Below are 23,372 nucleotides of genomic sequence, written 5' to 3'. Positions count from 1 at the left end.
CAGCAGGCTAACTATCATAGGGCGATCCATCGCTGGGTCCTGCGGCAGGGATTGCCCGTGACCCACCTCCCCTCTTTCGCTCGTGAACTTGCCATGACCTCCTTTTCCCGCCACTCCCTGTCCAGCGCCTCTCGGGGCCCACGTGCCACGGCGCCCCGTGGCCATGCCGACTACTGTGACCCCGCCCTGGGGAATCTGCTGGATTACCACGGCCTGAACCGGTTCGAGGCCCTGTGGCACGTGGCCGCCCAGGACGTTGATGCCCCTAACCGTGAGCGCGGAGGCACCTCGACGGTCTCGCTGCTCACTCTCGAGGACGAGCAGGGCCAGACACATCGCCTCTACCTCAAGCGCCAGACCAACCATCTGGGCCGCAGCCTGTCACGCCCACTGGGCGAGCCGACCTTCTCGCGCGAGTGGCGTGCCATCCGCCACTATCACGCGCTGGGCATTCCTTCGGTGGATGCCGGCTGGTATGGCGAGCGCCGCACCGGCAAGGAGTGGCGCGCCATCCTGATCACCTTCGATCTCGACGGCCGCGATGATCTGGACCACTGGCATGCACGCTGGCCGGCGCTGGACGATACCCGACGCACGCAAGTCATCACTGCCAGCGCACGTCTCGTGCGACAGATTCATCAGGCCGGCATGATGCACGGCTGCCTGTTCCCCAAGCATCTGTTCCTCAGCCGCCCACAGCCCGCCGCCGACGGTACCAGCGCCATGCAGGAACAGATGGATGCCGTCATCATCGACCTGGAGAAGACCCGACGCTTCGTGCTGCGCCGTCACGAGTGCCAGCGCGACCTCTACGTGTTGTGGCGCCGCCTCAAGGCCTGGCAGGCAGCGGAGTGGCGAGAGTTTCTGGCCGTCTACCTCGACTGTCCCGCGCAGAGTGACGAGGTCAGTCGATGGCTCAACGAGCTTGAAGCACGTGCCCAGCGCAAGCGTCGCTGAATTCCCACACTGGTGGGCGCATCACGCATTGCGTAGCATGCGCTCACCTCACGAGCCGCCTACGACCAACGTCTCATGAATCTGTCGTGAAAATGAACGGCCCTGTCGCTGTCCTGCGCCACCTCCAGTCTCATCCTCGAGACATGCACCTTTTCTGAAATAATCGGTAACATCCGCTAACAAGACGTCAAATATGTTTTCAAACATTGTTCTAAAAAAATGCTTGCCAAAAAGAACAGTGTTTTTTATAGTTCATCTCGTCCCCTGAACAAGGCAGCCTTGCCACACTCGGTACATCCCCCGAGTTCGCCAGGCACCGCCGACAGGAAGCCCCCGAGGCCACAAGCTTCAAGGAGAACATCACATGAAAACCATCAAGATCCTGACTGCTACCGTCATCGCCGGCACCATGGCAATGGGTGCACAATCTGCACTGGCCTACGGCAAGGGCGACATCTTCCTGCGCGGCGGCGTTGCCAAGGTCGACGGCAAGAGCAACAACGGCAATGGCCTGATCGCCAAGGATGAATCCGGTTTCGCCGGCTCCGTGGGCTACATGTTCCACGACAACCTGGCAGTTGCTCTGCAGTCCACTGAAGCATTCAGCACCGACTGGAAAAACAGCGACGGTGGCTTCGATCAGATGCCGATCAACCTGATGCTGCAGTACTACCCGCTGGGCGGTACCGAAGCTCGCGTTCAGCCTTACGCTGGCGTCGGCCTGAACTACACCCACTTCTCCGGTGAGTCTGCCGGTGGCCAGAGCATGGACATCGACGACAGCTACGGCGCTGCTGCCGAGCTGGGTGTTGACCTCAACATCAACGAATCCTGGGCCGTCAATGGCTTCGCTCGTTACGCTGACGTCAAGGCCGACACCAAGATCAACGGCCAGGACGTGAACGACACCGAGCTGGACCCGGTCACCGTCGGTGCCGGTGTCACCTACCGCTTCTAAGTGCTGAAACACGCACTGACGAGCCGCGCCGAGCCATGACGCATCAGGGGTGATCCCCTTGCCTCATTGACGACGCACAAGAACGCCGCAGGCCTCAGGGCCTGCGGCGTTCTTGCATGCGCGGACAGTCGGCGAGACAGACGGAACTTGATTTGAATCAAGTGTGACGGACCCTTGTCGTACATGACGGCAAACCCTTGTCATGGATCAATTTTTCGGCGACATGAGCTCCTAGACTGACATCTCCTTTCTCACCCCCTGTCACTTCGGGAGCGAACATGTCAGCCGCACAGTCCTTCTTGCCCTTCTCCTTCTGCCGGTCCTCTTCACGCCCGCTGCGCATGGCGGCGATCACGGCCGCGCTCACGCTGACTGCCACGTCGGCTGTCGCTGCGCCGTTCTCGTCGACCGCCTCAGGCCTCGAGAACCTCGATTATGGTGCCGGCCAGTTCTGGACGCGTGCGGGTGTCGCCAAGGTCTCGCCTAAGAGCGACAACGGTCGCATCGATGCCATCGGTGCCGACGTGGACGTCGATGATGACAGCGCCTTCGCCTTCACTCTGGGGTATCGCTTCACCGATACCCTGGGGATCGAGCTGCTGGCCGCGCAGAATTTCGAGCATGACATCTCGCTGAACGGCCAGAAGGCCGGCTCCGTCGATCATCTGCCACCGACCCTGACACTGCAGTACTACCCCCTCGGTGGACGTGACTCCCGCATCCAGCCGTACATCGGTGCAGGCGTCAATTACACCCACTTCTCCGACGAAACCCTCGATGACGGCACCAAGCTCGAGATGGATGACAGCTGGGGCGCGGCCGCACAGATCGGTGTCGACCTGGTCATCAATGAGCATTGGGCGGCCAACGTCGCTGCCTGGTATCTGGCTATCGATTCCGATGTCACCGTGGCGGGCAGCGTCAACGACAAGGTCGAGATCGACCCGATCGTGACCATGGCCGGTATCAGCTATCGCTTCTGAGTCGCGCATCTGACTGGCCACTGACGACAACGCCCCGCCAGCCCATCACGGGCCGGCGGGGCGTTGTGCTTTCAGGGTGAATCAGCGCGAGGCGGCCTGCCCGCTGCTCGGTGCCGACGTCTCGGGCGCTGACGGCGACGTGTCGTCAGCCGGCGCCCTGGCTACCTTGCCCGGACGGGGGCGATCCAGCACCAGTCCCAGCACGACCAGCGCCGCTCCCACCATCATCAAGGCGGTCCACTGCTCATCGAACAGCCACCAGGCCATCAGCGCGGCACACGGTGGCACCAGGAAGAAGGTACGTGCGACCTGGTGGGCCTCGCCACGTTCGAGCATCAGCATCAGCAACCAGATGGCACCCACCGAGATGGCGATCACCAGCCAGGCGAGGGTCAGCAGCAGACGAGGCGTCGGGTCGAAGGCGAAGCTACCTACGCTGCTGGCTGCGATGAGGAAGACACAGCCCGCTCCCAGATACTGGAATACCAGCCCCTCCACCAGCCCCATCCGACCACCGACACGCTTCTGCCACAGCGTCGAGCTGGACACGCCGATGAGCGCCACCAGACACCACAGCAGGCCGATCATCGGCCACTCGAGCGTGGCGCTTGCGGCGCCTGCCCCCTGAAGCACGCCCGCCCCCAGCACCAGACTGACGCCAATCGCGCCACACCCCAGCCCCAGCCACTGCCTGGCGCCCAGACGGATACCGAACAGCGGCAGTGACAGCGCAGCCGTCACCAGAGGGTGCAGGCTGACCAGCAAGGCCGTCAGCCCCGCGGGCAGCCCGGCCTTGACCGCCGCGAACACGCCACCCAGATAGGCGCCGTGCAACAGCATGCCGATGCCCATCTGAGCCAGCTTGTCATGGCGCTGCCCCCACTGGCGCGGCTTGCGGCGTATCCACAGGATCAGCCCCAGCACCGGCAGTACCAGCAGACTGCGCACCAGCAGCAGCGTGAAAGGCTCAGCATCCAGGGTGCCGAAACGTGCGGCGATGAACCCGGTGGCGAACAGGAAGACGAAGGTCAACGGCATCCACATCAGATTGACTCCATAGCACGAGAGACGGGACCTCACTGTCCCGAGGAGCGCTCACACCGAGCGCGTCATGCATCGCCGGCGTGATGTGACATGAGCTTGCCGCGAAGGCACCAGGGGATACAAGATACAGAGAATGGCTTTTTCAGGGGATACAGTCCGCATGAGTGGCACTCAAGACCTCCCATCAGCGCCGCGCTACCAACAGCTGGCGACGCGCTTGAAAGCCGAGCTGGCCACGGGGCAACTCGTCCCCGGACAACGGCTGCCCTCATTGCGCCGCCAGGCGGCCCTGTCAGGACTGGGACTCAACAGCGTGATCCGCGCCTATGGCGAGCTGGAATCCGCCGGCTTCCTCGTGGCTGTCCCGCGCCGGGGATTTCAGGTCGCGGCCGCAGCGGCACCTCCCTCTTCCGCCAGCCGCGATCACGACGCCGCCCCGTCACGCTGCACCCCTCTTGCCACTCCGTCACTGGCCATCGATGACCCGGCCTGGCAGGCCATGGCACATGCCAGCGACCCGGCGCTGGCTCCGCTGGGCGCGGCGCATCCCGAGCTGGATGCGCCCGCCGTGCGGCGCCTCTATCGGCTGGTGCGCCAGAAGCTCAAGCATCACGCCGAATCCCCCAGCGCCTACGCGCTGCCCCCGGGCTCCCCCGCCCTGCGCGAGGCCATCGCCTCTCACCTCAGCCACCATGGCCATCACTGTCACGGTGACACCCTGTTGCTGTGTCAGGGGGCTCAGCAAGGCATGTCGCTGATTCTCCGACAATGGCGCGCAAGCCGGGGACGCTGTCGCATCGGCATCGAGGCCCCCGGCTATTTCGGTGTGCTTGCGGCGGTGGAAGCCAATGGTCACGAAGCCATTGCCCTGCCGACACATGCTGGAAGCGGACTGGATATCGAGGCATTGGCCAGACTGCTGGAGGAAGGAGAGGCAAGGCAGATGGACAGGCGGCAGACGTGTGCAGGCAAGACGCGGCCAGAGATGCCGCCCACGGCCTGGCACCGACACGGCAAGGCCGCCCTCGACGCGCTGATCGTCTCACCGGATTGCCACAACCCGCTGGGTGGCCAGCTGAGCCTGACGGATCGAGATCGCCTGCTCAAGCTGGCCCAACGCCACGAGGTACAGATCATCGAGAATGCCACCTTCGCGGAACTGAGCTTCGACACCCGCCTGCCCTGGCTGATGGACCTCCATCAGCGCCAGGCACCGTCACCGGCGCAGACAACGCCACTGGGACAGACAATATCACCGGAACAGGCACCCGGCGTGATCACGGTGGGCTCGCTGTCCAAGACGCTCGACCCGCGAGCACGCTGTGGCTGGGTGTGGCTCCCACGGCCCGAAAGCGTGACGCCTGACGCCGAGCTGGGCATGCAGGGGCTGATTCGCGCACGCTGGGCCGATGGCATGGGCGACATGCCATGGATGCACGCCGCCCTCGCGGAACTGATCGCCAGCGGCGATTACGGGCGCCATGTCCACCGCATGCGCCGCTGCTACGCGAAGCGCCTGCAACTGCTGCGCGAGACGCTTGCCTCTGCTCTCGGCGATGGCGTCTGGCTGCCCGGTGTCAGTGGTGGCTATCTGCAGTGGTGCGGCCTGCCGGGACTCGATGGCGCGGCCCTTTCCCGCCTGCACCGCGAGCTGCTCGAGGCTGGCATCGCCACTCTGCCCGGCTACCTGTTCAAGGCGGTCAGCCCCGGCCTGCGCCTCAATGCGGCCCAACTGCAGAACGATGAGACCCTCGCACGATTGACCACGACCCTGCGCAACGCGCTGCACGGAGCCGATGCCTAGCGAACGCTCTGCGCCTCACGCGCGCGCTGCTCACGCTGGCGCGCCCAGAACTGATTGATCAACAGCGCCAGCACGATGACCGCCCCGCCCAGCGCGAGACGCGGCAGGTCCGCGTCGCGATTCCAGATCAGCAGATTGACCAGCAGTCCCGCCGGTACCAGCGCATTGTTCATGATCGCCAGGGTACCGGCATCGACGCGCGTCGCTCCCTTGTTCCACAGGAAGTAGCCCATCCCGGACGCCACGATGCCCAACCAGCCCAGCACCACGAAGTGCACCGGCTGCGAAGGCAGCTTGTCGGTATTGCCGAACAGCAGGAACATCACGACCACCAGCGCCAGGGCGCCAAGATAGAACCAGCCGAACACATGACGGTGCGCGACACCTTCAGGCAGCTGGGGCGAGAGATGACGATAGGCGACCTGGCCGATGGCAAAGCACAGATTGGCCCCCTGGACGACGGCAAAGCCGAGCCAGAAGCCCTCGGTGACCCCGTCGTAGCGAATGATCGCCGCACCGATGACCGCCACCATCGCCGTGAGCAGGTAGAATGGCGACAGCCGACGTTTCATCATGTCATCCAGGAGGGTGATGTAGATGGGCGTGAAGATCGTGAACAGCAGCACTTCCGGGACGGGCAACAGCAGGAAGGAGCGGTAGAAGAAGATGTACATCAGCCCCAGCTGCACCGCACCGATGGCCATCAGCTGCCAGCGGATGCGGCCACTGATCGCCCGTGGGCGCAGAAAGGGAGCAAAGATCAGGCTGGCCAGCACGATGCGTGTCAGCACGGCCAGATAGCTATCGACCTGACCGGACAGGTAGACGCCGATCAGGGAAAACGAGAAGGCCCACAGGGCCGTGACACCGATCAGGTAGGACATGACGAGTAAACCCGTTAGGCAGAGAAAGTTGACAGGCATTGTAACCCTCCACACGCTGCTTGAGCAGATACGCCACCTGAAATTTTCGTCACGCTCAGGGCCTGCCTCACGCAACGCCTGGTCCGGCCATGGCAGCGGTGAAGTGCGCCTCGAGAAGGAGATGCCTGATGGGGCCGGCAGGACTGGGGCGGAAGACTCGTGGGACATCCTCTTCAATGAACAGGGGCAGTTCCGACTGGAGGGCCAGGCCAGCAGTGTCACGTTCCGCAATCGCTATCGCTGGCGACTGAGCCCCGACGGCACGGCCCTGTCACTGAGCCATGAGCGCCGCGGCCGCGATGCGGCGGTCTTCCTGTTCGACCTGATCGAGGCTCCCGCAGGCGATGGTGACCACTTCATCAGCCGCGAGGCACACCTGTGCATCGATGACCTCTATTCCGCCACCCTCGTCATCGTGCGCGATGCGGATGACAAGCCCTGCGGCTTCGACCTCGACTGGCGCATCACCGGCCCGCGCAAGGATGAACATCTCGCCTATCGCTATCGCTGCTGAACGTGACCCGCGCTGCCGGCACATGAAAACGCCGCTGACGAATCACTCCGTCAGCGGCGTTGTGGGACTGGCGGCCGATCAGGCCAGCAGGCGTGCCGTGAACCATTCGCCGATCGCCTCGATCTCCTCGAGACACACGGCGTGCGCCATCGGCCAGGTCTGCCATTCAAGCGGATGCCCGAGGGCGCGAGCACTCTCGGCGCCAGCCTCCCCCAGTGCCAGCGGCACGATGTCATCCTGGGTGCCGTGATGGACACTGATGGCCAGCCCCTGATTGGCGGCTGACGGCGTGATGGTCGCGCTGGTGGCGAAATAGGTGGAGAGCGCCAGCAACCCACCCAACGGCCGCTCACAGCTCAACGCCGCCTCGTAGACCACGGCACCGCCCTGAGAAAAGCCTGCCAGCAGAATGCGCTCACTGGCGATTCCCTGCGCGACCTGCTCCTCGATCAAGGCATGCACGTAAGCCGCGGACTCGCGCAGCTGCACTTCATCGACACGCCGCCCAAGATTCATCTCGAGAATGTCGTACCAGGCCGGCATGCGCATGCCACCATTGACGGTCACGGCCAGCTCACGCGCGTGCGGGAAGACGAAACGTACGCCGTGATCCGCCGGCAATCCCAGCGCCGGCACCACGGGCACGAAATCACTGCCGTCCGCCCCCAGCCCATGCAACCAGATGACACAGGCATCCGCCTGGCCCTGAGGCTCGATGATCTGCGGACTACGGTGGCCATGCTGGGGTGATGCGTCGTTCATCTCTGCGCTCCTGTCTGGAAAAGGGGAATGCCGCCCAGCCTACCATTGACATTGCCTTCTGCCACCTGCGCTCCCCTCGCTCAGACCCCGACCGCGCGATGCAGTACGCCTGCTCGGCCTGCGCTCCCCCTCTTCTGGCGCGCCCTCACCATGGCACCGCCCCTGGACGCGAGACATAAAAAAACCCGCCAATCGGGCGGGCAATGAATGTCGGGACAGCGACACCCAGGACAGGAAAGCGCTTGAGAAATCGTGCCTGCGGGGGGGCTTTCTCAAGCACTCTGGGTCTTTCTGACAAACATCCTTCTCGAGATCGCCTGAGGACTGTCACGCCATCTCGATGCGACCTGCCAGCGCGCCATTCCATCATCACGCACCATCGATCCACATCAACGAAACACAGCGCATGACAGCGCATGACAGCGAACCACCATCACGAAATCTCGACAATATCGCCAGAATACTTGCGAAGTATCCACGGTGAATCTGCCAGGCGACGGGACTGGCAGTCTCCCGATTGACAGGATGTGATTTCTGTCAATGGAGACTCGCCAGCCCCACCGATACCGCGGACTTCAGGGTGACAGGATCTCGATAGCCCCCGCCAATCAAGGAAATTACTCCAGGATGTCGGCCAGTTCGTTCACATCCTTCACGACATGATCCGGCGCCTTTGACAGCGGGAAGAGTGCCTTGCCCGGGCGGGCGATGAACGTGGTCTGCAAGCCCGCTTCCTTGGCACCCGCGACATCCCAACCATGTGCAGCGACCATCATGGCTTCTTCAGGTTCGACATCGAGCTTGTCCAGCACCCACTCATAGGAACGCAGGTCCGGCTTGTAGATCTGGATATCTTCAATGCTGTAGCGAGCATCAAAATACGGCAGCAGTCCCGCGTTCTCGAACTGGGCCTTGACGCCCTTGTTGGACGAGTTGGTCAGACTGACGATCTTGTAGCCTTCAGCCTTGAGCCTGGCCAGACCTTCCTTGACGTCAGGGTGAGGCGGGAGTGTCAGCAACGGTGTGATGATGGCCTTCTTCGCCTGCTCATCCGTCAGTTCGACACCGTTGTTCTGCGCGACCACCAGCAACGAGGCGACACCGATCTGCCCGAAGTCGTGATAATCCCGGGTCACGGTAGACACCAGGGAGTAATGCAGCATGGTCGAGAACCACAGGGGCAGCAGGTCTTCTCTTCCCCCCAGTGCCTCACCGACCGAACTGCGCATCGAGGTCAGGTCCAACAGCGTTTCATTGACATCGAAGATGAGCACCTTGGGCTTATCGACGACATCATCCGCCATCGCATTCCCCGACATCAGGCCGATACCCAACAACACTGAACCTGCCACCTTCTTGAGTTTTCCGCGCACCATCATGGGTCTCCACTTGATCGATATCATGGCATCCGGCCTCGACATTTCCGGCATGCCGCTCGGCAATCAACAACGTTTAATCACCGTGACTCACCATGACACTCTCACCATGAACTGGCGATGAATCTTCACGAAAAACGCGGGAAATATCTGCAATTATCCAGATTAAAAATCCTTCCTTGCGAGGGCTGACTGGCTTGTCATTCTCGAGCGCCTATCACGCCTTGCGCCCCAGAAATCGTCTCAAGTCTTCTCAATGATACATCGCAGATATCAGCATCCAACCGGCGTAAATTTTGGCAAGAATGCCTCACGAAGACTCAAGAAAATCCTCTAACACCTTGTCGACATCCAGCACATACCATGCGCAGAGACGACCTACCCGGTGGCGGTAGCCAAGACCATCCACCAATGCGATCCCCTGTCCTCAGACGCTTTCGCTCAGGGCATGCTGGACGCGGGTAGCGGAAACGCTCTTGCCGGCATCATTGACGTACTCGCGGGAATCACGAGTGATCTGCGCCTGCTGACCATTGACGCTCTGGTTGTTCAGCGCCTGCTCGACACGACTGGCCGCAACACTCTTGCCGGCGTCGTTGAGGTGCAGCGGCTGAGTCGCTGCCTGCTGGGCCTGACCGTGGATCACGGATTCGCTGATGGTGGCGCGGACCTGCTGGTCGGCAACGCTATCAGCGTTGGCAACGCCTGCGGTGGTGACGGAGAGAACGGCGGCGGCGATGAGGGCATTGAAGGTCTTCATGATGTGACTCCTGGAAATGACACTGACGAAAGAGGTAGGGAAAGACAGAGTGCTTGAGAGCGACGCGCCGAGAGGCCGTGTCTTGCGACCCGTTGACGACTCAGCGTTGCGTCGGCTCAGGCGTTGTCGCTGATGCTCTGCTGGACTCGGCTGGCTGCGACACTCTTGCCCTGCTCGGAAACGGTGTCATTGGCCCGGGATACGGCAGCGGTCTGCTGGCCACGAATGTGCTCGGCATTGAGTGATTGCTCGACACGTCCGGCGGCAACGCTCATTCCAGTCTCCGCGAAGCTCTGCTGGCTGGTGGCTGCCGGCTGGGACTGGCCGATGATCTGCTGGCTGTTCAGCGCATTCTGGACGCGCAGAGCGGCAGGGCTGTCATCAGCGGCAAGGGCGGACGTGCTGGCAGTGGCGATGACGGCGGCGGCGATCAATGTCTTCAGTGTGGTGTTCTTCATGGTCTATCTCCTGGTCCTGGGTAGCGGATGATTCCGCGTGAAGTCGTTGTCAGCGAGTGAAGGATCTGGCGGGTAGCCCCTGTCCGGGCTCCGTCCTCCATTGGCTGTGGGTCGTGCTTCGCTTCGATAATTAACAGACTAATATTTATTCCGCTTTCTAACTAGCCGTGCCATTGGAAGCTCACTGTTTCGCCTTGAGCAACAAACTCGCGGTGGGCTGTCGATTCCGGGGCCAGCATCTTCCGCGCGCCCCTCGATATCGACAATTCATGTCAGAGTCACGGACAACTCTTGTATAACCATAATGGCGCAGAAACTTCCTGATTCCGTGCCGAGCCAGCCATCTGACTGACGCCTTGCCCTGGCAGAATCCTTCGGTGCTCGAGAGAAGTCCCCGTCTCGAGACTCCCCTCGGGAGAACATGTCGCCAGCGGTGAAGTGTGTCGTCATGTTCTGATGAGACATACGCCAAGGCCTTGAGACTGGATGCAGCAGAAAGAGAAATAATGCATTTATTTTTCTGTTGGCCAGCGACAGGAAGCCGGATAACTCCCTTGCAGAGCAAAGGATTGTTCACCCCGGCCGACCGAATTGTTCCTCGCCCACCGGGCACGCCGAAGGTCGCTTCCACCATCGCCGGGGGGGCCTGGCTCAAGCACGCTGCCTGGGCGCGATCGTCAGATGACGGCTCCGTCCCGGTCAGATGACAAGGGGGCATTCAGACCTCAAGAGACACGCGCACATTGCCTGCATCTTGTCTGCATGTTGCGTACATTCTTTGTTGAACACGCCGAGAGACGTGCAGCGCGTGGAGTACCGGCCTGACCATCACGGGTTGGTTCTCATGAGGAATCAATCCTCAAAGACGATGCCCTCGCCAACACCGTCAGCAGAGGTCGCGGGTCCCTCTGGCACGAATGGCCGCGTGGGTGAGTGAGCGTTACACTGGCGACATGCCCAACCCGCCACCCATTCCTGACAATGACGCGCCTTTTCAGGCCCCTTTCACCCGCTGGCCGAAGACTGCCGGGCAGACCCTGCGTGGCGAATGCGAGCGCTATACGCATCCGCGCGTCAGGGATATCGCCTGGCTGTTGAGTGCCCCGGACCTGCTGACACTGCTCCCCTATCAGCGCCCGGCTCTCGAGGCATTGGGACTGGGCGACGTCATCGCTCGCCATCGCTGGCTGAGCGAGCTTGAGCAGGCCCCCGAGGCACTGGAATCCGCGGTGGATGAGCGTCGCCACCATCGGCTCGGTCTCTATCACGAGCTGCTGTGGCGGTTCGTGCTGGCCCACGCCCCGGGCAGCCGACTGTTGGCCCACAATCTCAGGATCATGGAAGGCAAGATCACGCTGGGCGAGCTGGACATGCTGTATCTGGCGGCAGGCGATACGACCCCCACCCACCTGGAAGTCGCGATCAAGTTCTATCTGGGATTACCACAAGGTCCGGGGCCGGCGGATGGCCTGGAGCGCTGGATCGGCCCGGGCGGCGCCGACAGTCTCGCCATCAAGACGCGACGCAGTCTTGCGCACCAGCTGCCACTGGCGCTCAGCGAGCGGGGGCAACAGACGATTCGTCAGGCGCTTGGTCTACCCGTGAGCGACGCCGCCAAGGCGACGGGAGGCTCGCCCCCCGGGTGGCTCGCGGGCCAATGCCTGGCCATGCCCGGCGGTCTGTTTCGCCCTTGGCAGCCGGAGACACCTGCCGATGAGCAGCTGCCGCCACCGCGTCACTGCCATCCTTCAAGCGCGGCGCAGGCTGGCTGGTGGGTCCCCGTGAGCCAGTTTGCCGCCTTCTGCCAGAGCCTCGACAGTACCGCGATGGATACCGCGCCGCTGCTGGGGTGTCTCAGGGAAAAGCCCGCCTGGCTGGCCCCTCCCCCAGTGCAATCACTGACCGGGTGGCGCGAGCTGCAACTCTGGCTCGAGGACTATTTCGCGCCCTCTGACGGGGAAGCGAACCCGCCAACGGGCACTCCCCGGCAGGCGCCGCCTCAGCATCCGCGTCAGCTATGGCTGGAACGCGCGCCGCACCGGCCCTTGGACTCGCGACACGAGGCCTCCTCTCAATGGCGGGTATTCGTGGTGCCGGATGGATGGCCTCACTTCATCCCGCTGCCCCCGGCTTCCCCCACCTGACGGTTCACGTCGCGATCAGACCGGCAAGCGGACTGCTCGGGAGGAAGTACTCACTTTGTCTTGATGCGTGAAATCAACGATAATGCGCCGCGTCAGATTCAGGCGACTCACAGGTTGGCCTGTTTCTCGCCATGAGACGCGGGCTTCGCACTACCCCGCGAGCCCGAGTCTGCTGGTGACCTCACCCCTGTCGCTGGCCAACGGCTTCCCGGCAGCGTGTCGACTCCGACATCCTGCTGCCGCAACGCATCCGCTGAATCCGTAGGACGTCATCTTGAAAACACGACTTTCCAGCCTCGATATCGTGGCGCTGGGCTTCATGACATTTGCGCTCTTCCTTGGCGCTGGCAACATCATCTTCCCGCCTCAGGTAGGTCAGGGCGCAGGTGCCGAGTTCTGGCCAGCCGCACTCGGCTTTCTGACCACCGGTGTCGGCATGCCGCTGGCCGGAATCGTTGCGGTCGCCGTGATCGGCGGCGGGCTCGACAAGATCACCTCCCCGCTGCCCAAGTGGGCGGCAGCGGCCTTCGGCGTCGCCATCTATCTGTCCATCGGGCCGATGTTCGCCATCCCGCGTACCGGCACCGTCGCCTTCGAGATGGGCATGCGTCCGTTCATCGACATGACGCCCGAGTCAGGCCTGGCATTGCACTCGGTGGTGTTCTTCGGCATTGCCACCCTGATCGCCCTGAGCCCCGGCAAGCTGATGGACGTGGTCGGCAAGTGGCTGACTCCGCTGTTGATCGCGCTGCTGGCACTGATCGCGCTGTTCACCATCATCGACCCGCAGGGACCGCTGGGCCCGGTGAGCCCCGAGTGGGCCGAAGCGCCCTTCATGACCGGCTTCCAGCAGGGCTACCTGACCATGGATGCGCTGGCCTCGATGGTGTTCGGCATCCTGATCGTCTCCGCGATCAAGGCGCGTGGCATCACCGCCACCGCTGACGTGACGCGCTACACCCTGTGGGCCGGCGCGATCGCCGCGATCTGTCTCGCCGCCGTCTATCTGCCGCTGACCTACATGGGCGCCACCAGCCATGCTCTGGTGACGGAAGCCGCCAAGGGCGAACTGATTCCGGTCTACGTCGAGGCCTTGTTCGGGGATGCCGGCAAGCTGATTCTGGCGCTGGTCATCACTCTGGCGTGTCTGACCACCGCGGTGGGCCTGCTGACCTCCTGCGGCGAGTTCTTCCATCGCCTGCTGCCGAGCGTGCCCTACCGTTTGCTGGTGATCGTGATGGCCGTGGCCTCGGCGTTGATCGCCAACCTGGGCCTCTCGACGCTGATCAGCGTCTCGATTCCGGTGCTGGTCACGCTCTATCCGCTGGTGCTGGTGCTGACGCTGCTCTCCTACCTGCGCCCGCGCCTGCATGATGCACCGCGCGTATTCGCCTGGAGCCTGGGCCTGACCCTGCTGGTCAGCCTGCTCGATGGCTTCGAAGCCAGTGGCATCGATTCCCTGATGGCCATCTCGCACCGAATCGAGCCGCTGCTGCCGCTGGCCTCCATGAATCTGGGCTGGCTGGCACCTGCACTGGCGGGCCTGATCATCGGCATGCTGACCAGCCGTCGTGACCAGACGAATCTGGACCCGGTACTGACCGAGCAACGCTGAGCGCCCCTCGGCCTTCCCCTGGTGGCATGATGTTGCCAGGGCGTTGCCATGAAAAAGCCCGCCCCTCGTGATGAGGGGCGGGCTTTTTTCGTCACGGCTGTCGTCTCTGGCGTCTCAGCGCGGTGTGCTGCGTGACAGCCCCAGCCGTGCGAGCGTGTCATCATCCAGCGAGTGCACCGCTTCCACGTCTGCCAATGCCGTGAAATAGTCCGGGGTCAGGAAGTCACGCCCGCCAAGCAGGTGCTCGAGATACTCACGGGCCGGCTTGAGTCCCTGACCGGTGCGCTCCGGCAAGGCGATGTACACCCAGGCCTCGATGACACCGTCACGTGTCACGATGGCATGACGAAAGCGCTCATATTCATGTGGGCGCCCCTCGTAGGGGTCCATCAGGGTGATCTGCTCAGGGTCGCGCAGCTCGTAGAGCACCCCTTCGACACGCTCACCCCGCGCCGGTTGCACATTGGCATGTGCGATCCCCGGAACACGCGACGCCTTGTCGAAACTCAGTCGATGCTCCTCCAGCCAGCCATGCAGGGCACGACGCGTGTCACCGATGCGTGCCGCGACACGCGCCGGATTCATGTTGCTTCCGTAGGCGAAGTAGTACGGCATACCCGTCTCCCGTGTGAACCGCGACGACTCAGTTGTCGGTGATCAGCGTATCGATCTCGCGTACGACTTCCGTCATCGCCACGCGGCGCTCCGGACGCGCATCCTTCAACCAGGCCTCGATGGCAGGCGCCACGTCACACTTCACCGGGAAGCTGCCACGCGCGTCACACAGTGCCTCGAGACGCGCGATGAACACGAAACGCAGCCACTGCCCCATGTCCATGCGGTCCACGCAGAAGGGCTCCACGCTCATGAAGGCCTCTGGGGTCGGTGTCTCCATGCGCCACAGATCCGCCGCCTTCATCGTCGCTTCCAGGCGTGCCAGCAGGTCACGCAATTCGTCATGCGCGTTGCCGGCGAGTTCGCCGTCCTGGGGTATTTCGGTCGGGTTCATGACACCTCCGTCAATTCATGCATGATGCGTTCACGGTATTATCCCGTTCATACGCTTGGAAGGCCAGGAGGGCCAGATGGCAGATAGCCTGTTCAATGACGTGATGATCCTGCTGGGGGCCTCGGTGGTCGCGGCGGCGCTGTTCCGACGCCTGCACCTGCCACCGGTACTGGCCTATCTGGCGGTGGGCTTTCTGGTCGGCCCGCATCTGGCAGGCTGGATAGGCCGTCCGGAAGAGCTGGCCTTTCTGTCGGAGTTCGGCCTGGTCTTTCTGTTGTTCTCGCTGGGATTGGAATTCTCGATGCCCCGCATGCGAGCCCTCAAGACCACCGTCTTCGGACTGGGCGCCTCCCAGGTGGTGGTCTGCAGCGGACTCTTCTGGGCGCTGGGCTGCGCATTGGGGCTGCCCCCTGCCGCGGCGCTGGTCGCGGCCGGCGCACTGGGACTTTCTTCCACGGCCATCGTGACGCGGGAGCTGGCGCGCTGGAACGAGCTGGACAGCCCCCACGGCCATGCCGCGGTGGGAGTGTTGCTGTTTCAGGACCTTGCCGCCCTGCTGTTCCTGATCCTGATTCCGGCCATGGCGGGAGATGGCAGCCAGCTGCTCAGCGATCTGGGCGTGATGCTGGCCAAGGGCATCGGCCTGGTGGTGGTGATGATGGCCATCGGCAAATGGGTGCTGCCACTGGTCTTTCAGGAAGTCGCGCGCTCACGCTCGGAAGAGCTGTTCGTGCTCACCGTATTGCTGGTGGCCCTGTTCTCGGCCTGGCTGACCCATAGCCTGCACCTTTCGATGGCGCTCGGCGCCTTCCTGGCGGGCATGATGCTCGGTGAAAGCCATTACCGGCATCAGATTGAGGCGGACATTCGCCCGTTCCGGGACATCCTGCTGGGCCTGTTCTTCGTCTCGGTGGGCATGCTGCTCGACCCGCATGTCCTGCTGGCACAGTGGTACTGGGTGGTGACCGGCGTGATCTGTCTGCTGACCACCAAGGCACTATTGATCACGGGGCTTGCCAGACTCTCCGGACGACCACTGGATTCGGCCATGCGCACCGGCCTGGTGCTGTCACAGGGCGGAGAGTTCGGGTTTGCCCTGCTGGCACTGGCCAGTCAACAGCAGCTGATGGACACCGATACCGTGGGACTGGTGGTGGCGATCATCATCGGCTCGCTGGTCGTCACGCCCTCGCTCATTCGTCACAACCAGCATCTGTCGCAACGTGCCTGCCGCTCACATACCCCCACCCAGGAAAATCCGCACACCACGGCGCAGTTGAGCGAGGCCACGGCCCCGCTGCACGACCACGTCATCGTGTGCGGCTTCGGGCGTGTCGGTCAGACGGTCGGGCGCTTCCTGACCCAGGAGAAGCTCCAGTGGATCGCCATCGATGCCGACCCCATCCGCGTGCATGAAGCCGCCAGCGCGGGTGAACCGGTGGTCTTCGGTGATGCCCAGCGTCAGGACATTCTGCGCGCACTGGGCATCGAGCGCGCCCGCCAGGTGGTGATCACCGTCAACCAGCTGCCGCATGCACTGGCCATCCTGCATGCCATCCAGCCGTTGCAGCTCCCCGAGCTCAAGGTGCTGGTGCGCACCCAGGATGATGCCGACCTGGACACCTACAAGGCCGCCGGCGCGACCGAGGTGATCCCGGAGGTACTGGAAGGCTCATTGATGCTGGTCTCGCATGTGCTGGTCAATCTCGAGGTGCCATTTCGCCGTGTGGCGCGCTCGATCCAGAAGGCCCGCGAGGCCCGCTACAGTCTGCTGCATGGCTACTTCCACGGCCAGCAGTCCCAGCTGACCGACAAGCGTGGCAACCCGCTGCTGAGACGCCATCCCGTGACCCTGACCGAGAGTACCTGGGCCTGTGAGCGCCGACTGGACGAGATCTCCCTGCCGGAGCGCAGCGGTATCCTGATCTCCCGCATCGTGCGCGCCAACGGGGACTGCATCGAGGAGCCCACCGGTGATCTTCGTCTCGCGTGTGGCGATACGCTGGTATTGTCCGGGCTGGCTGATCATATTGAAGAGGCAGAAGCGCGTCTGTTGTCGGGCTGAGGCTCTGTCCGTCGGACGGGCACAGGAGACCGGCCTTTCGACAGCAGGCAATGACCGCCTTCGTCACGTCACAAGGGAGACTCATCATGCACGGACAGCACGCAGCGTCTTGCTCGACCCAGGGGAGCCCACAGTCGATGGGCGTCCACAATTACATGGAGCAGCTAGTGTTCGATGGCATACGCCTGCATGCCACGGCCAGCGGCATGGATGGCGACAGCCGCGAGGATGTCGCCTGCATCGCGCTCAATCAGCTGGCACCGCGCTACATCCGTCATGATGTGGACATGGCCTTCTACATGACCCCTGCCGAACAGGAGCTGCTGGAAGAGCGTGTGGCCCTGGCTCTCGATGATGCGGTGGCCAGGGTGCACAGCATGCCGCGACGCAGCTAGTCGCCGTCCTCTTCTGCCCCGGGCGCATCCCCGCGATGCGCCCGGGCAATCACGACGATCGCCATCAATCACGACGGGCCTCACCAACCACGACGGCCCACCTGCGCAGGCAGGTGGGCCGTCGTGATGAGGGTTGCCCTTGAGATGGCAGCCGCTCAGATACCTGCCGCTCCCTGCGGCGGGACTTCATCGAGCACCTTGCGCAGGAAGGCGCGGGTGCGGTCATCCTTCGGCGCGCTGAACAGCTGACTCGGTGGCCCCTGCTCGACGATACGCCCGCCTTCCATGAAGATGACGCGGTCAGCGACTTCCCGCGCAAACTGCATCTCGTGAGTGACCACGATCATGGTCTGACGCTCCACCGCCAGCTGCTTCATCAGCTCCAGCACTTCGTCGACCCATTCCGGGTCGAGCGCCGAGGTCGGCTCATCGAACAGGATGACCTCGGCCTGGGCCGCCATGGCACGCCCGATGCCGATGCGCTGCTGCTGTCCGCCGGAAAGCGCCGCCGGGAAGGCATCCGCCTTCTCGCTCATGCCGATGCGCTCGAGAATCTCGCGGGCGCGTTGATGCGCCTTGGCCTTGGGCCAGCCATTGACGACGATCAGGCCCTCGGCAATGTTCTCAAGCGCCGTCTTGTTGGCGAACAGCGCATAGTTCTGGAACACGAAGGCGCTGTTGCGACGCAGGGCAAGAATGTCATGGCGACTGGCGCGTGTGGCTGCGACCTTGTGCTCGCCGATCTGGATTTCCCCGTCATCGGGTTGTTCCAGGAAGTTGATGCAACGCAGCAAGGTGGACTTGCCGGTACCCGACGGGCCGATGACGACGATGATCTCGCCCTGCTTCACTTCCAGCGTGATGCCATCGAGCACGGCCTGCCCGCCGAATTTCTTGATCAGATTTCTGACTGCAATCATCGCTGATAGGCCTTGTTGAGACGTTTCTCCATCCAGCGCTGCACGAAGGACAGCCCTTCCACCATCACCCAGTAGACGATGGCCACCATGATGAAGGATTCAAAGTACAGGAAGCTGCTGGCCGCTTCCTTCTGGGTCGCGCCCATCAGTTCGGTCACCCCCAGCGTGAAGGCCAGCGACGTGGACTTGATCATGTCCACGAAGTAGTTCATCAGCGTGGGAGCCGCCACACGGGCTGCCTGTGGCAGCACGATGCGACGCATCAACTGGACATTGGTCATGCCGATGGACAGCGCCGCCTCGGTCTGGCTGCGATCGACGCCGACGATGGCCGCACGGATCGACTCGGCCATGTAGGCAGAGAAGTGCAGCGTCAGGCCCAGAATCGTCGCGGTCACGCCATCGATCTGGGTGAGGAACGACATCACCTGCGGCAGGCCGTAGTAGAACAGGAACAGCTGCACCAGCAGCGGCGTACCGCGGAAAAAGGAGATGAACACCACGGTCAGCGCGTTGAGCACCGGTACCTTCAGCACCCGCACTACCGCCAACAGCGAGGCCAGTACCAGCGCGGCCACCATGCCGATACAGGCCATCTTGAGTGTCAGTGGCAGGTATTTGAGCATGACCGGCAGCAGGCCAAGCATGTAATCGATATTGAGAGTATCCATTCGTTATCCGGACAGGCTGAGGGCTTGGCTGAGAGTCTCACGGAAGACGCCCATCGACGTGATGACGGCAATATCCCGGCGACACGTGGAGCATCATCACGGCAACGGGGTGACGGTTGTGCCGTCACCCCGTTTGCTCACGACATCGATTGACGCGCCTGCACATGACACCGTCATGCGTCAGGCTCGCCCACGGGTGCCCCCTGTATCAGGGCGCGCCCGTCAATGTTCAAGGCGTGGTGATGTCATTGCCGAACCACTTGTTGGAAATCTCGGCCAGACGACCATTTTCCTTGAGCTCGGTCAGCGCGGCATCCACCGCGTCACGCTTGGCTTCGCCTTCGGCATCCTTGCGGAACGGCAGCGCGTTCTCGAGACGTGAGAACGGCGTGCCTGCCAGCTCCAGCGGCAACGGTGTCTTCTGAATCACCTGGCTTGCGCTGACGCGGTCCATCACGAAGGCATCGACACGGCCCAGGGCGGTGTCCTGCTCGATGTTGGATTCATAGGTCTTGATGTCGATCTGGTCGGCGTACGGCAGCTCCTTCATCAGCGCTTCGTAGTTGGACCCCAGATTGACCGCCACGCTGTGCCCCTTGAGGGACTCGACGCCGGTGATCTCGTCATTGCCACGACGCTTGACCACCTGCGCCCCGTCATAGACGTACGGCTGGGTGAAGGCGAACTTGGCCTTGCGCGCATCGGTGATGGTGATCTGGTTGGCCACGGTATCGATACGACCCGCTTCCAGTGCACCGATCAGACCGGAGAAGCTCATGGTGACGAATTCGACATCGTCGCCGGTGATCTCGCCCACGGCATTCAGGACATCCACCTCAAAGCCCTGCAGCTTGTCCTGCTTGACGAAGGTGAACGGGAAGTAGCCCCCGGACATGCCGACCTTCAGGGTGTCGGCGTGAGCGGCCAGGCTGCCCATGGCAGCAGCCCCCAATGCCGCTGCCATCACGGTGCCCTTGAGAGCAGTGGCAGAGAAGACGGCAGCAAATGAACGTGAATGGCGCATCGGAAATCCTCGATGGTGGCAGACTTATGCGGGCAAGGCATGTGTCGAAGTGCAGACGTCATCCACCGTCCCACACGCAGCGAGCACATGACAGCAACGAATCAGGCATAAGCGACAGCATTTATATGTGATTTAGTTTTATAGAATAACGAGCCTGTCGCGCATTCCCAAACATTTCCTCCACTTTGGTAAGAACGAAAAGGAATAACGCTACATGCGCGAGCAATGGTGAGATTCTAGCATGCCTGCCTCTGCTGACCAGCCATGCGCCGAGGCGTCCCGGCGGGCGCAACGACCGCTGCCACTCGGATTGAGTGTGCCCTCTCAAGAGCACGCCACCGGGTAGCGGCTAACGATGACAGGCTGAGGTCATCAGGATGACAGTTATTCACGTCTTCCGTGGACGATACTGTGGATAACCTTGTGCTTCCTCGCTGCAAGCCGCACCAGACCTGGGCAGGAGAAAATTGATCAAATTTTCATCAGCGAGTCACCAGGACGTCTCCCAAAGACCCCATAGCCGGCAATCCTTCTGCAATCAAGGTGTTGCGACAATGCGCGACAGCCTTCGCGGGTGGCATGCCAAGAGGCGAATCGCTAAAGTCTCAGCCATTCATGGCGTATCCTTGCCGATATCACGCCCAATCTCAGGCCGTCCCGGACGCGCACTGCGTCCGGGGAGCCCAACCGCAGCGGTGAGCCTCATGACTCCACTCTCCTCCCTGAGCAACTTCTTCCAGCGCACCGGTGCTGACGTGCACCTTTATCATCTGGGGCGCATCCTGTCCCCCTTGAGCCTTGAAGAGCTGGAAGCCTTCGAGACCCAGCAACAGCCGTGGTCGCAACCTTTCAAGGGACAGGCCCGACTGGCGTGCGTCTTCCGACCCGCTGGCATCGACGATCCGCTGGTATGGTTTCTGGCCCTGCCGCTGGATGAAGAAGGCCGGCTTTCTCCGCCGCAACGAGATGCATTCCTCGAACGCCTTCTGACCACACTCGGCCAGACGGCACTGAGCGTCGGTCGTTCTGACCTGTTGCAGGCCGAGGCAGGCAAGATCGACAACCTCATGCAGGACAATCCCCTGGCCTTCACTCCAGATGACAGCCTGCGCGCCATGCTGCATGCCCGCGCCAGCATCGACTGTGATCGCCCTGCCAGTCAGTACTACGAACAGGCGGAACGCTATCTCGCCGCGCAACTGCCCCTTGATGACTGGCCCAGCGTTGGCCTGCAGGGCATCGCCGATGGACTGACGCGTCGCGGTGAGTTCACCAATGAACTTGCCGAGGCGATGATCGAACGGATCGGCTATCTTCCCGACACGCCGCTGCGCGCGCTCGCCCTGTGCCTGGAGCAGGCTCCCCCGGCCCATCCGCAGCTGGCCAGTCCGCTGACGGACAGTCTGGAGGCGGAGCTGCTCGACAGTCTGATTCGCCGCGGTCAGACGGCACGGGAGCTGGGAGACCTGGAAACCCTGTGCGCCTGCCTGCGTGCAGCGGCTGCCAGCCCCCTGCCAGCGGCCGCCGAATGGCTGGATACGCTATTGGCGGACGAGAGCGCCGCCAGCGTGGATGTGCTGGTCGCGATCGCCGCACGCGGTTATGCCCATCTGGAAGATGCCGAGCGCCTGCCGACCTTCCTCGTGCGACTGGCCAACTGCCCGCAGGCCAGCTTCCAGGCTCTCGCCCGTGATCTGGCGCTGATTCCGCGTCTGCGTCTGCCGGTACTGATGACGCTGCGCAACGCCGAACCCGACAGCGCCCTGGGGCTCGCCCTGGCGTCGCTCACCGGCCGGACGGTGGCGCCGACGCAACGCCACTGAGCCTCTGAGCCTCTCAGCCTCTCAGCCTCTCAGCCTCTGAATTACTGAGCCACTGAGCCAGCCCTGCCATCAGGACCCGCCGCCCTCGCCGGTCCTGATGGCCAATCCCCTGCCGGCCCGTCCTGGCCAATCTCTCCTCTCGGCTCGTGCCCGGCACTGCGCCACGTACCTCGTTCGGCCCCAGGCCCAGCCCTATGCCTAGCTCTAGGCCCAGCACCTTGCCCGGTGGTCGCCAGCGCAAGCGACAGGTGAGCATCACAGTCCTTGAGATCATGCGCATAACCCACGACACTTGGGAGAGGCCTGATCATCGTGCGCGAGAACTGCCCGGTGAAAGCGCTCTGCAAGGCGCCAGGCACGGGAGCGGCGCTGCTCGCAGCCAAAGATATGCCAACAAGGATTGCTGCTGATACGGTAAGTGACTATGCTGCGCGCCCGTCTGGTCGCAATCCCGCTGTCTGCCACGCGCCATTGCGATCACCACGGTGCCTTTCATGCCGTGACCCGACCTCCAGGCCAGGTCATGCCCTCTGATTCAGGATGAAACATGCCGCATTCCAAGACCCCTGCTCGTCATCACGCTCACAAGGCACCGCCTCTGGATCTCAGATCCCTGAACCACGATCTGCTCGGCTTTCGGCCGCGAGCCGTCGTCGGGCGGCGTGAACTGATCGAGCTGCCGGAGCTGCATCTGCACCTCAACGCCAAGATCGACACTGGCGCGCACTCGAGCGCACTGCACGCAGAGAACATCGAGGTCTTCGAGAAGGATGAAGACCTGTGGGTACGCTTCATCACGCGCAGTGGCGGCAGTGATTCTCCGCCCCATGATGTCGAGACACGGGTCCACGACCGGCGTCGGGTCAGGTCTTCCAACGGTCAGGCACAGTGGCGCTACGTGATTCGCTCCCGCATGCAGCTCGCCGGGCTCGACTACGACATCGACATGACACTGGTCGATCGCTCCCAGATGCGCCACCCCATCCTGCTGGGGCGCCGTGCACTGCGTCGCCTGCTGGTGGCACCGGGTGCCGCCTATCTGCATGGCGAGCCCTGACGACCTTCACATTGCGCAAGACTCGCCCCCGGCATGACTCGAACGGGCACGCCGCCTTCGCGGCGCTCGCGCAAGACGCCTCCTGACGCACCTCTTTCATCCTTTCGCCA

Annotated in this window: 22 protein-coding genes; 11 read left to right on the top strand and 11 right to left on the bottom strand. The window is 62.8% G+C overall.

Annotated elements, in window-relative coordinates; all coding sequences use genetic code 11:
- Positions 1-93: 93 nt before the first annotated feature.
- The 3 genes from OW493_RS02250 to OW493_RS02240 all read left to right on the top strand — a co-directional run bounded on the left by OW493_RS02250 (position 94) and on the right by OW493_RS02240 (position 2,898).
- Positions 94-957 (top strand): lipopolysaccharide kinase InaA family protein, encoded by an 864-nt coding sequence (locus OW493_RS02250; protein WP_289863104.1) that lies wholly within the window; start codon positions 94-96, stop codon positions 955-957.
- 364 nt (positions 958-1,321) lie between these two features.
- Positions 1,322-1,915 carry an OmpW family outer membrane protein gene (locus OW493_RS02245; RefSeq protein WP_065392614.1) on the top strand — a complete coding sequence of 198 codons (594 nt, stop codon included), beginning with the start codon at positions 1,322-1,324 and terminating at the stop codon, positions 1,913-1,915.
- A 278-nt stretch (positions 1,916-2,193) separates the two neighbouring features.
- Positions 2,194-2,898 (top strand): OmpW family outer membrane protein, encoded by a 705-nt coding sequence (locus tag OW493_RS02240; RefSeq protein ID WP_289863103.1) that lies wholly within the window; start codon positions 2,194-2,196, stop codon positions 2,896-2,898.
- 81 nt (positions 2,899-2,979) lie between these two features.
- On the opposite strand, the gene OW493_RS02235 is transcribed toward OW493_RS02240, so the two are convergent.
- Entirely contained in the window at positions 2,980-3,942 is a 963-nt protein-coding gene (locus tag OW493_RS02235) for a DMT family transporter (RefSeq protein WP_289863102.1), read from the bottom strand.
- Positions 3,943-4,102: 160 nt separating this feature from the next.
- On the opposite strand from OW493_RS02235, the gene OW493_RS02230 reads away from it, so the two are divergent.
- Positions 4,103-5,746, top strand: a complete 1,644-nt coding sequence (locus OW493_RS02230) for a PLP-dependent aminotransferase family protein (protein ID WP_289863101.1) — start codon at positions 4,103-4,105, stop codon at positions 5,744-5,746.
- On the opposite strand, the gene OW493_RS02225 is transcribed toward OW493_RS02230, so the two are convergent.
- On the bottom strand, positions 5,743-6,630 hold the full coding sequence (locus OW493_RS02225; RefSeq protein WP_084209035.1) for a carboxylate/amino acid/amine transporter: 888 nt from the start codon (positions 6,628-6,630) through the stop codon (positions 5,743-5,745). The two genes, OW493_RS02230 and OW493_RS02225, sit on opposite strands and share 4 nt — an antisense overlap.
- A 28-nt stretch (positions 6,631-6,658) precedes the next feature.
- On the opposite strand from OW493_RS02225, the gene OW493_RS02220 reads away from it, so the two are divergent.
- Entirely contained in the window at positions 6,659-7,183 is a 525-nt protein-coding gene (locus OW493_RS02220) for a DUF6314 family protein (protein WP_289863098.1), read from the top strand.
- A gap of 78 nt (positions 7,184-7,261) precedes the next feature.
- Here OW493_RS02220 and OW493_RS02215 read toward each other — a convergent pair whose 3' ends face one another.
- From OW493_RS02215 to OW493_RS02200, 4 genes are all read right to left on the bottom strand, one after another.
- Complete coding sequence (locus OW493_RS02215) at positions 7,262-7,945, bottom strand: carboxylesterase (RefSeq protein ID WP_077372570.1); 684 nt, start codon at positions 7,943-7,945, stop codon at positions 7,262-7,264.
- A 617-nt stretch (positions 7,946-8,562) separates the two neighbouring features.
- Positions 8,563-9,321 (bottom strand): haloacid dehalogenase type II, encoded by a 759-nt coding sequence (locus OW493_RS02210; RefSeq protein WP_217622088.1) that lies wholly within the window; start codon positions 9,319-9,321, stop codon positions 8,563-8,565.
- Between the two features lie 427 nt (positions 9,322-9,748).
- Positions 9,749-10,081: a hypothetical protein gene (locus tag OW493_RS02205; protein WP_176502704.1), complete on the bottom strand. Its 333-nt coding sequence runs from the start codon at positions 10,079-10,081 to the stop codon at positions 9,749-9,751.
- A 116-nt stretch (positions 10,082-10,197) separates the two neighbouring features.
- Complete coding sequence (locus OW493_RS02200) at positions 10,198-10,539, bottom strand: hypothetical protein (RefSeq protein ID WP_084209039.1); 342 nt, start codon at positions 10,537-10,539, stop codon at positions 10,198-10,200.
- Positions 10,540-11,468: 929 nt separating this feature from the next.
- Between OW493_RS02200 and OW493_RS02195 the strand changes: the two genes are divergently transcribed.
- Both OW493_RS02195 and brnQ read left to right on the top strand, forming a co-directional pair.
- Positions 11,469-12,683, top strand: coding sequence for a DUF1853 family protein (locus OW493_RS02195; protein WP_289863094.1), 1,215 nt, complete (start codon positions 11,469-11,471; stop codon positions 12,681-12,683).
- 274 nt (positions 12,684-12,957) lie between these two features.
- Complete coding sequence (gene brnQ, locus OW493_RS02190; RefSeq protein ID WP_219815740.1) at positions 12,958-14,298, top strand: branched-chain amino acid transport system II carrier protein; 1,341 nt, start codon at positions 12,958-12,960, stop codon at positions 14,296-14,298.
- Positions 14,299-14,412: 114 nt separating this feature from the next.
- Here the strand turns inward: brnQ and OW493_RS02185 are convergent, their stop codons facing one another.
- Positions 14,413-14,913: a gamma-glutamylcyclotransferase family protein gene (locus tag OW493_RS02185; protein WP_077372558.1), complete on the bottom strand. Its 501-nt coding sequence runs from the start codon at positions 14,911-14,913 to the stop codon at positions 14,413-14,415.
- Positions 14,914-14,941: 28 nt separating this feature from the next.
- Positions 14,942-15,307: a YqcC family protein gene (locus tag OW493_RS02180; protein ID WP_084209041.1), complete on the bottom strand. Its 366-nt coding sequence runs from the start codon at positions 15,305-15,307 to the stop codon at positions 14,942-14,944.
- A gap of 76 nt (positions 15,308-15,383) precedes the next feature.
- On the opposite strand from OW493_RS02180, the gene OW493_RS02175 reads away from it, so the two are divergent.
- Both OW493_RS02175 and OW493_RS02170 read left to right on the top strand, forming a co-directional pair.
- The gene (locus OW493_RS02175) at positions 15,384-17,372 is read left to right on the top strand and encodes a cation:proton antiporter (RefSeq protein WP_289863092.1); all 1,989 of its coding nucleotides are present in this window, start codon (positions 15,384-15,386) and stop codon (positions 17,370-17,372) included.
- A gap of 137 nt (positions 17,373-17,509) precedes the next feature.
- Positions 17,510-17,767 carry a late competence development ComFB family protein gene (locus tag OW493_RS02170; protein WP_084209043.1) on the top strand — a complete coding sequence of 86 codons (258 nt, stop codon included), beginning with the start codon at positions 17,510-17,512 and terminating at the stop codon, positions 17,765-17,767.
- Between the two features lie 155 nt (positions 17,768-17,922).
- Here OW493_RS02170 and OW493_RS02165 read toward each other — a convergent pair whose 3' ends face one another.
- The 3 genes from OW493_RS02165 to OW493_RS02155 form a co-directional block, all read right to left on the bottom strand.
- Positions 17,923-18,687, bottom strand: coding sequence for an amino acid ABC transporter ATP-binding protein (locus tag OW493_RS02165; protein ID WP_077372546.1), 765 nt, complete (start codon positions 18,685-18,687; stop codon positions 17,923-17,925).
- Positions 18,684-19,358, bottom strand: coding sequence for an amino acid ABC transporter permease (locus tag OW493_RS02160; RefSeq protein ID WP_077372544.1), 675 nt, complete (start codon positions 19,356-19,358; stop codon positions 18,684-18,686). Before OW493_RS02160 ends, OW493_RS02165 begins: the two co-directional genes overlap by 4 nt.
- A gap of 229 nt (positions 19,359-19,587) precedes the next feature.
- Positions 19,588-20,322, bottom strand: coding sequence for an amino acid ABC transporter substrate-binding protein (locus OW493_RS02155; protein ID WP_103751385.1), 735 nt, complete (start codon positions 20,320-20,322; stop codon positions 19,588-19,590).
- Positions 20,323-21,086: 764 nt separating this feature from the next.
- Here OW493_RS02155 and OW493_RS02150 point away from each other — a divergent pair.
- Both OW493_RS02150 and OW493_RS02145 read left to right on the top strand, forming a co-directional pair.
- A complete protein-coding gene (locus tag OW493_RS02150; RefSeq protein WP_289863089.1) occupies positions 21,087-22,205 on the top strand; it encodes a DUF3549 family protein in 1,119 nt (372 codons plus the stop codon).
- 547 nt (positions 22,206-22,752) lie between these two features.
- On the top strand, positions 22,753-23,262 hold the full coding sequence (locus tag OW493_RS02145; protein ID WP_077372535.1) for a RimK/LysX family protein: 510 nt from the start codon (positions 22,753-22,755) through the stop codon (positions 23,260-23,262).
- Positions 23,263-23,372 lie beyond the last annotated feature (110 nt).

This window comes from Cobetia sp. 14N.309.X.WAT.E.A4 (assembly GCF_030397495.1).
Classification (GTDB): Bacteria; Pseudomonadota; Gammaproteobacteria; order Pseudomonadales; family Halomonadaceae; genus Cobetia; species Cobetia marina.
This window is presented reverse-complemented; position numbering and strand designations above follow the sequence as displayed.

Coding starts and splice junctions, on each gene's coding strand:
- OW493_RS02250 (WP_289863104.1), top strand. CDS start 94: ATGACCTCCTTTTCCCGCCACTCCCTGTCCAGCGCCTCTCGGGGCCCA.
- OW493_RS02245 (WP_065392614.1), top strand. CDS start 1,322: ATGAAAACCATCAAGATCCTGACTGCTACCGTCATCGCCGGCACCATG.
- OW493_RS02240 (WP_289863103.1), top strand. CDS start 2,194: ATGTCAGCCGCACAGTCCTTCTTGCCCTTCTCCTTCTGCCGGTCCTCT.
- OW493_RS02235 (WP_289863102.1), bottom strand. CDS start 3,942: ATGTGGATGCCGTTGACCTTCGTCTTCCTGTTCGCCACCGGGTTCATC.
- OW493_RS02230 (WP_289863101.1), top strand. CDS start 4,103: ATGAGTGGCACTCAAGACCTCCCATCAGCGCCGCGCTACCAACAGCTG.
- OW493_RS02225 (WP_084209035.1), bottom strand. CDS start 6,630: ATGTCCTACCTGATCGGTGTCACGGCCCTGTGGGCCTTCTCGTTTTCC.
- OW493_RS02215 (WP_077372570.1), bottom strand. CDS start 7,945: ATGAACGACGCATCACCCCAGCATGGCCACCGTAGTCCGCAGATCATC.
- OW493_RS02210 (WP_217622088.1), bottom strand. CDS start 9,321: ATGGTGCGCGGAAAACTCAAGAAGGTGGCAGGTTCAGTGTTGTTGGGT.
- OW493_RS02205 (WP_176502704.1), bottom strand. CDS start 10,081: ATGAAGACCTTCAATGCCCTCATCGCCGCCGCCGTTCTCTCCGTCACC.
- OW493_RS02200 (WP_084209039.1), bottom strand. CDS start 10,539: ATGAAGAACACCACACTGAAGACATTGATCGCCGCCGCCGTCATCGCC.
- OW493_RS02185 (WP_077372558.1), bottom strand. CDS start 14,913: ATGCCGTACTACTTCGCCTACGGAAGCAACATGAATCCGGCGCGTGTC.
- OW493_RS02180 (WP_084209041.1), bottom strand. CDS start 15,307: ATGAACCCGACCGAAATACCCCAGGACGGCGAACTCGCCGGCAACGCG.
- OW493_RS02175 (WP_289863092.1), top strand. CDS start 15,384: ATGGCAGATAGCCTGTTCAATGACGTGATGATCCTGCTGGGGGCCTCG.
- OW493_RS02170 (WP_084209043.1), top strand. CDS start 17,510: ATGGGCGTCCACAATTACATGGAGCAGCTAGTGTTCGATGGCATACGC.
- OW493_RS02165 (WP_077372546.1), bottom strand. CDS start 18,687: ATGATTGCAGTCAGAAATCTGATCAAGAAATTCGGCGGGCAGGCCGTG.
- OW493_RS02160 (WP_077372544.1), bottom strand. CDS start 19,358: ATGGATACTCTCAATATCGATTACATGCTTGGCCTGCTGCCGGTCATG.
- OW493_RS02155 (WP_103751385.1), bottom strand. CDS start 20,322: ATGGCAGCGGCATTGGGGGCTGCTGCCATGGGCAGCCTGGCCGCTCAC.
- OW493_RS02150 (WP_289863089.1), top strand. CDS start 21,087: ATGACTCCACTCTCCTCCCTGAGCAACTTCTTCCAGCGCACCGGTGCT.
- OW493_RS02145 (WP_077372535.1), top strand. CDS start 22,753: ATGCCGCATTCCAAGACCCCTGCTCGTCATCACGCTCACAAGGCACCG.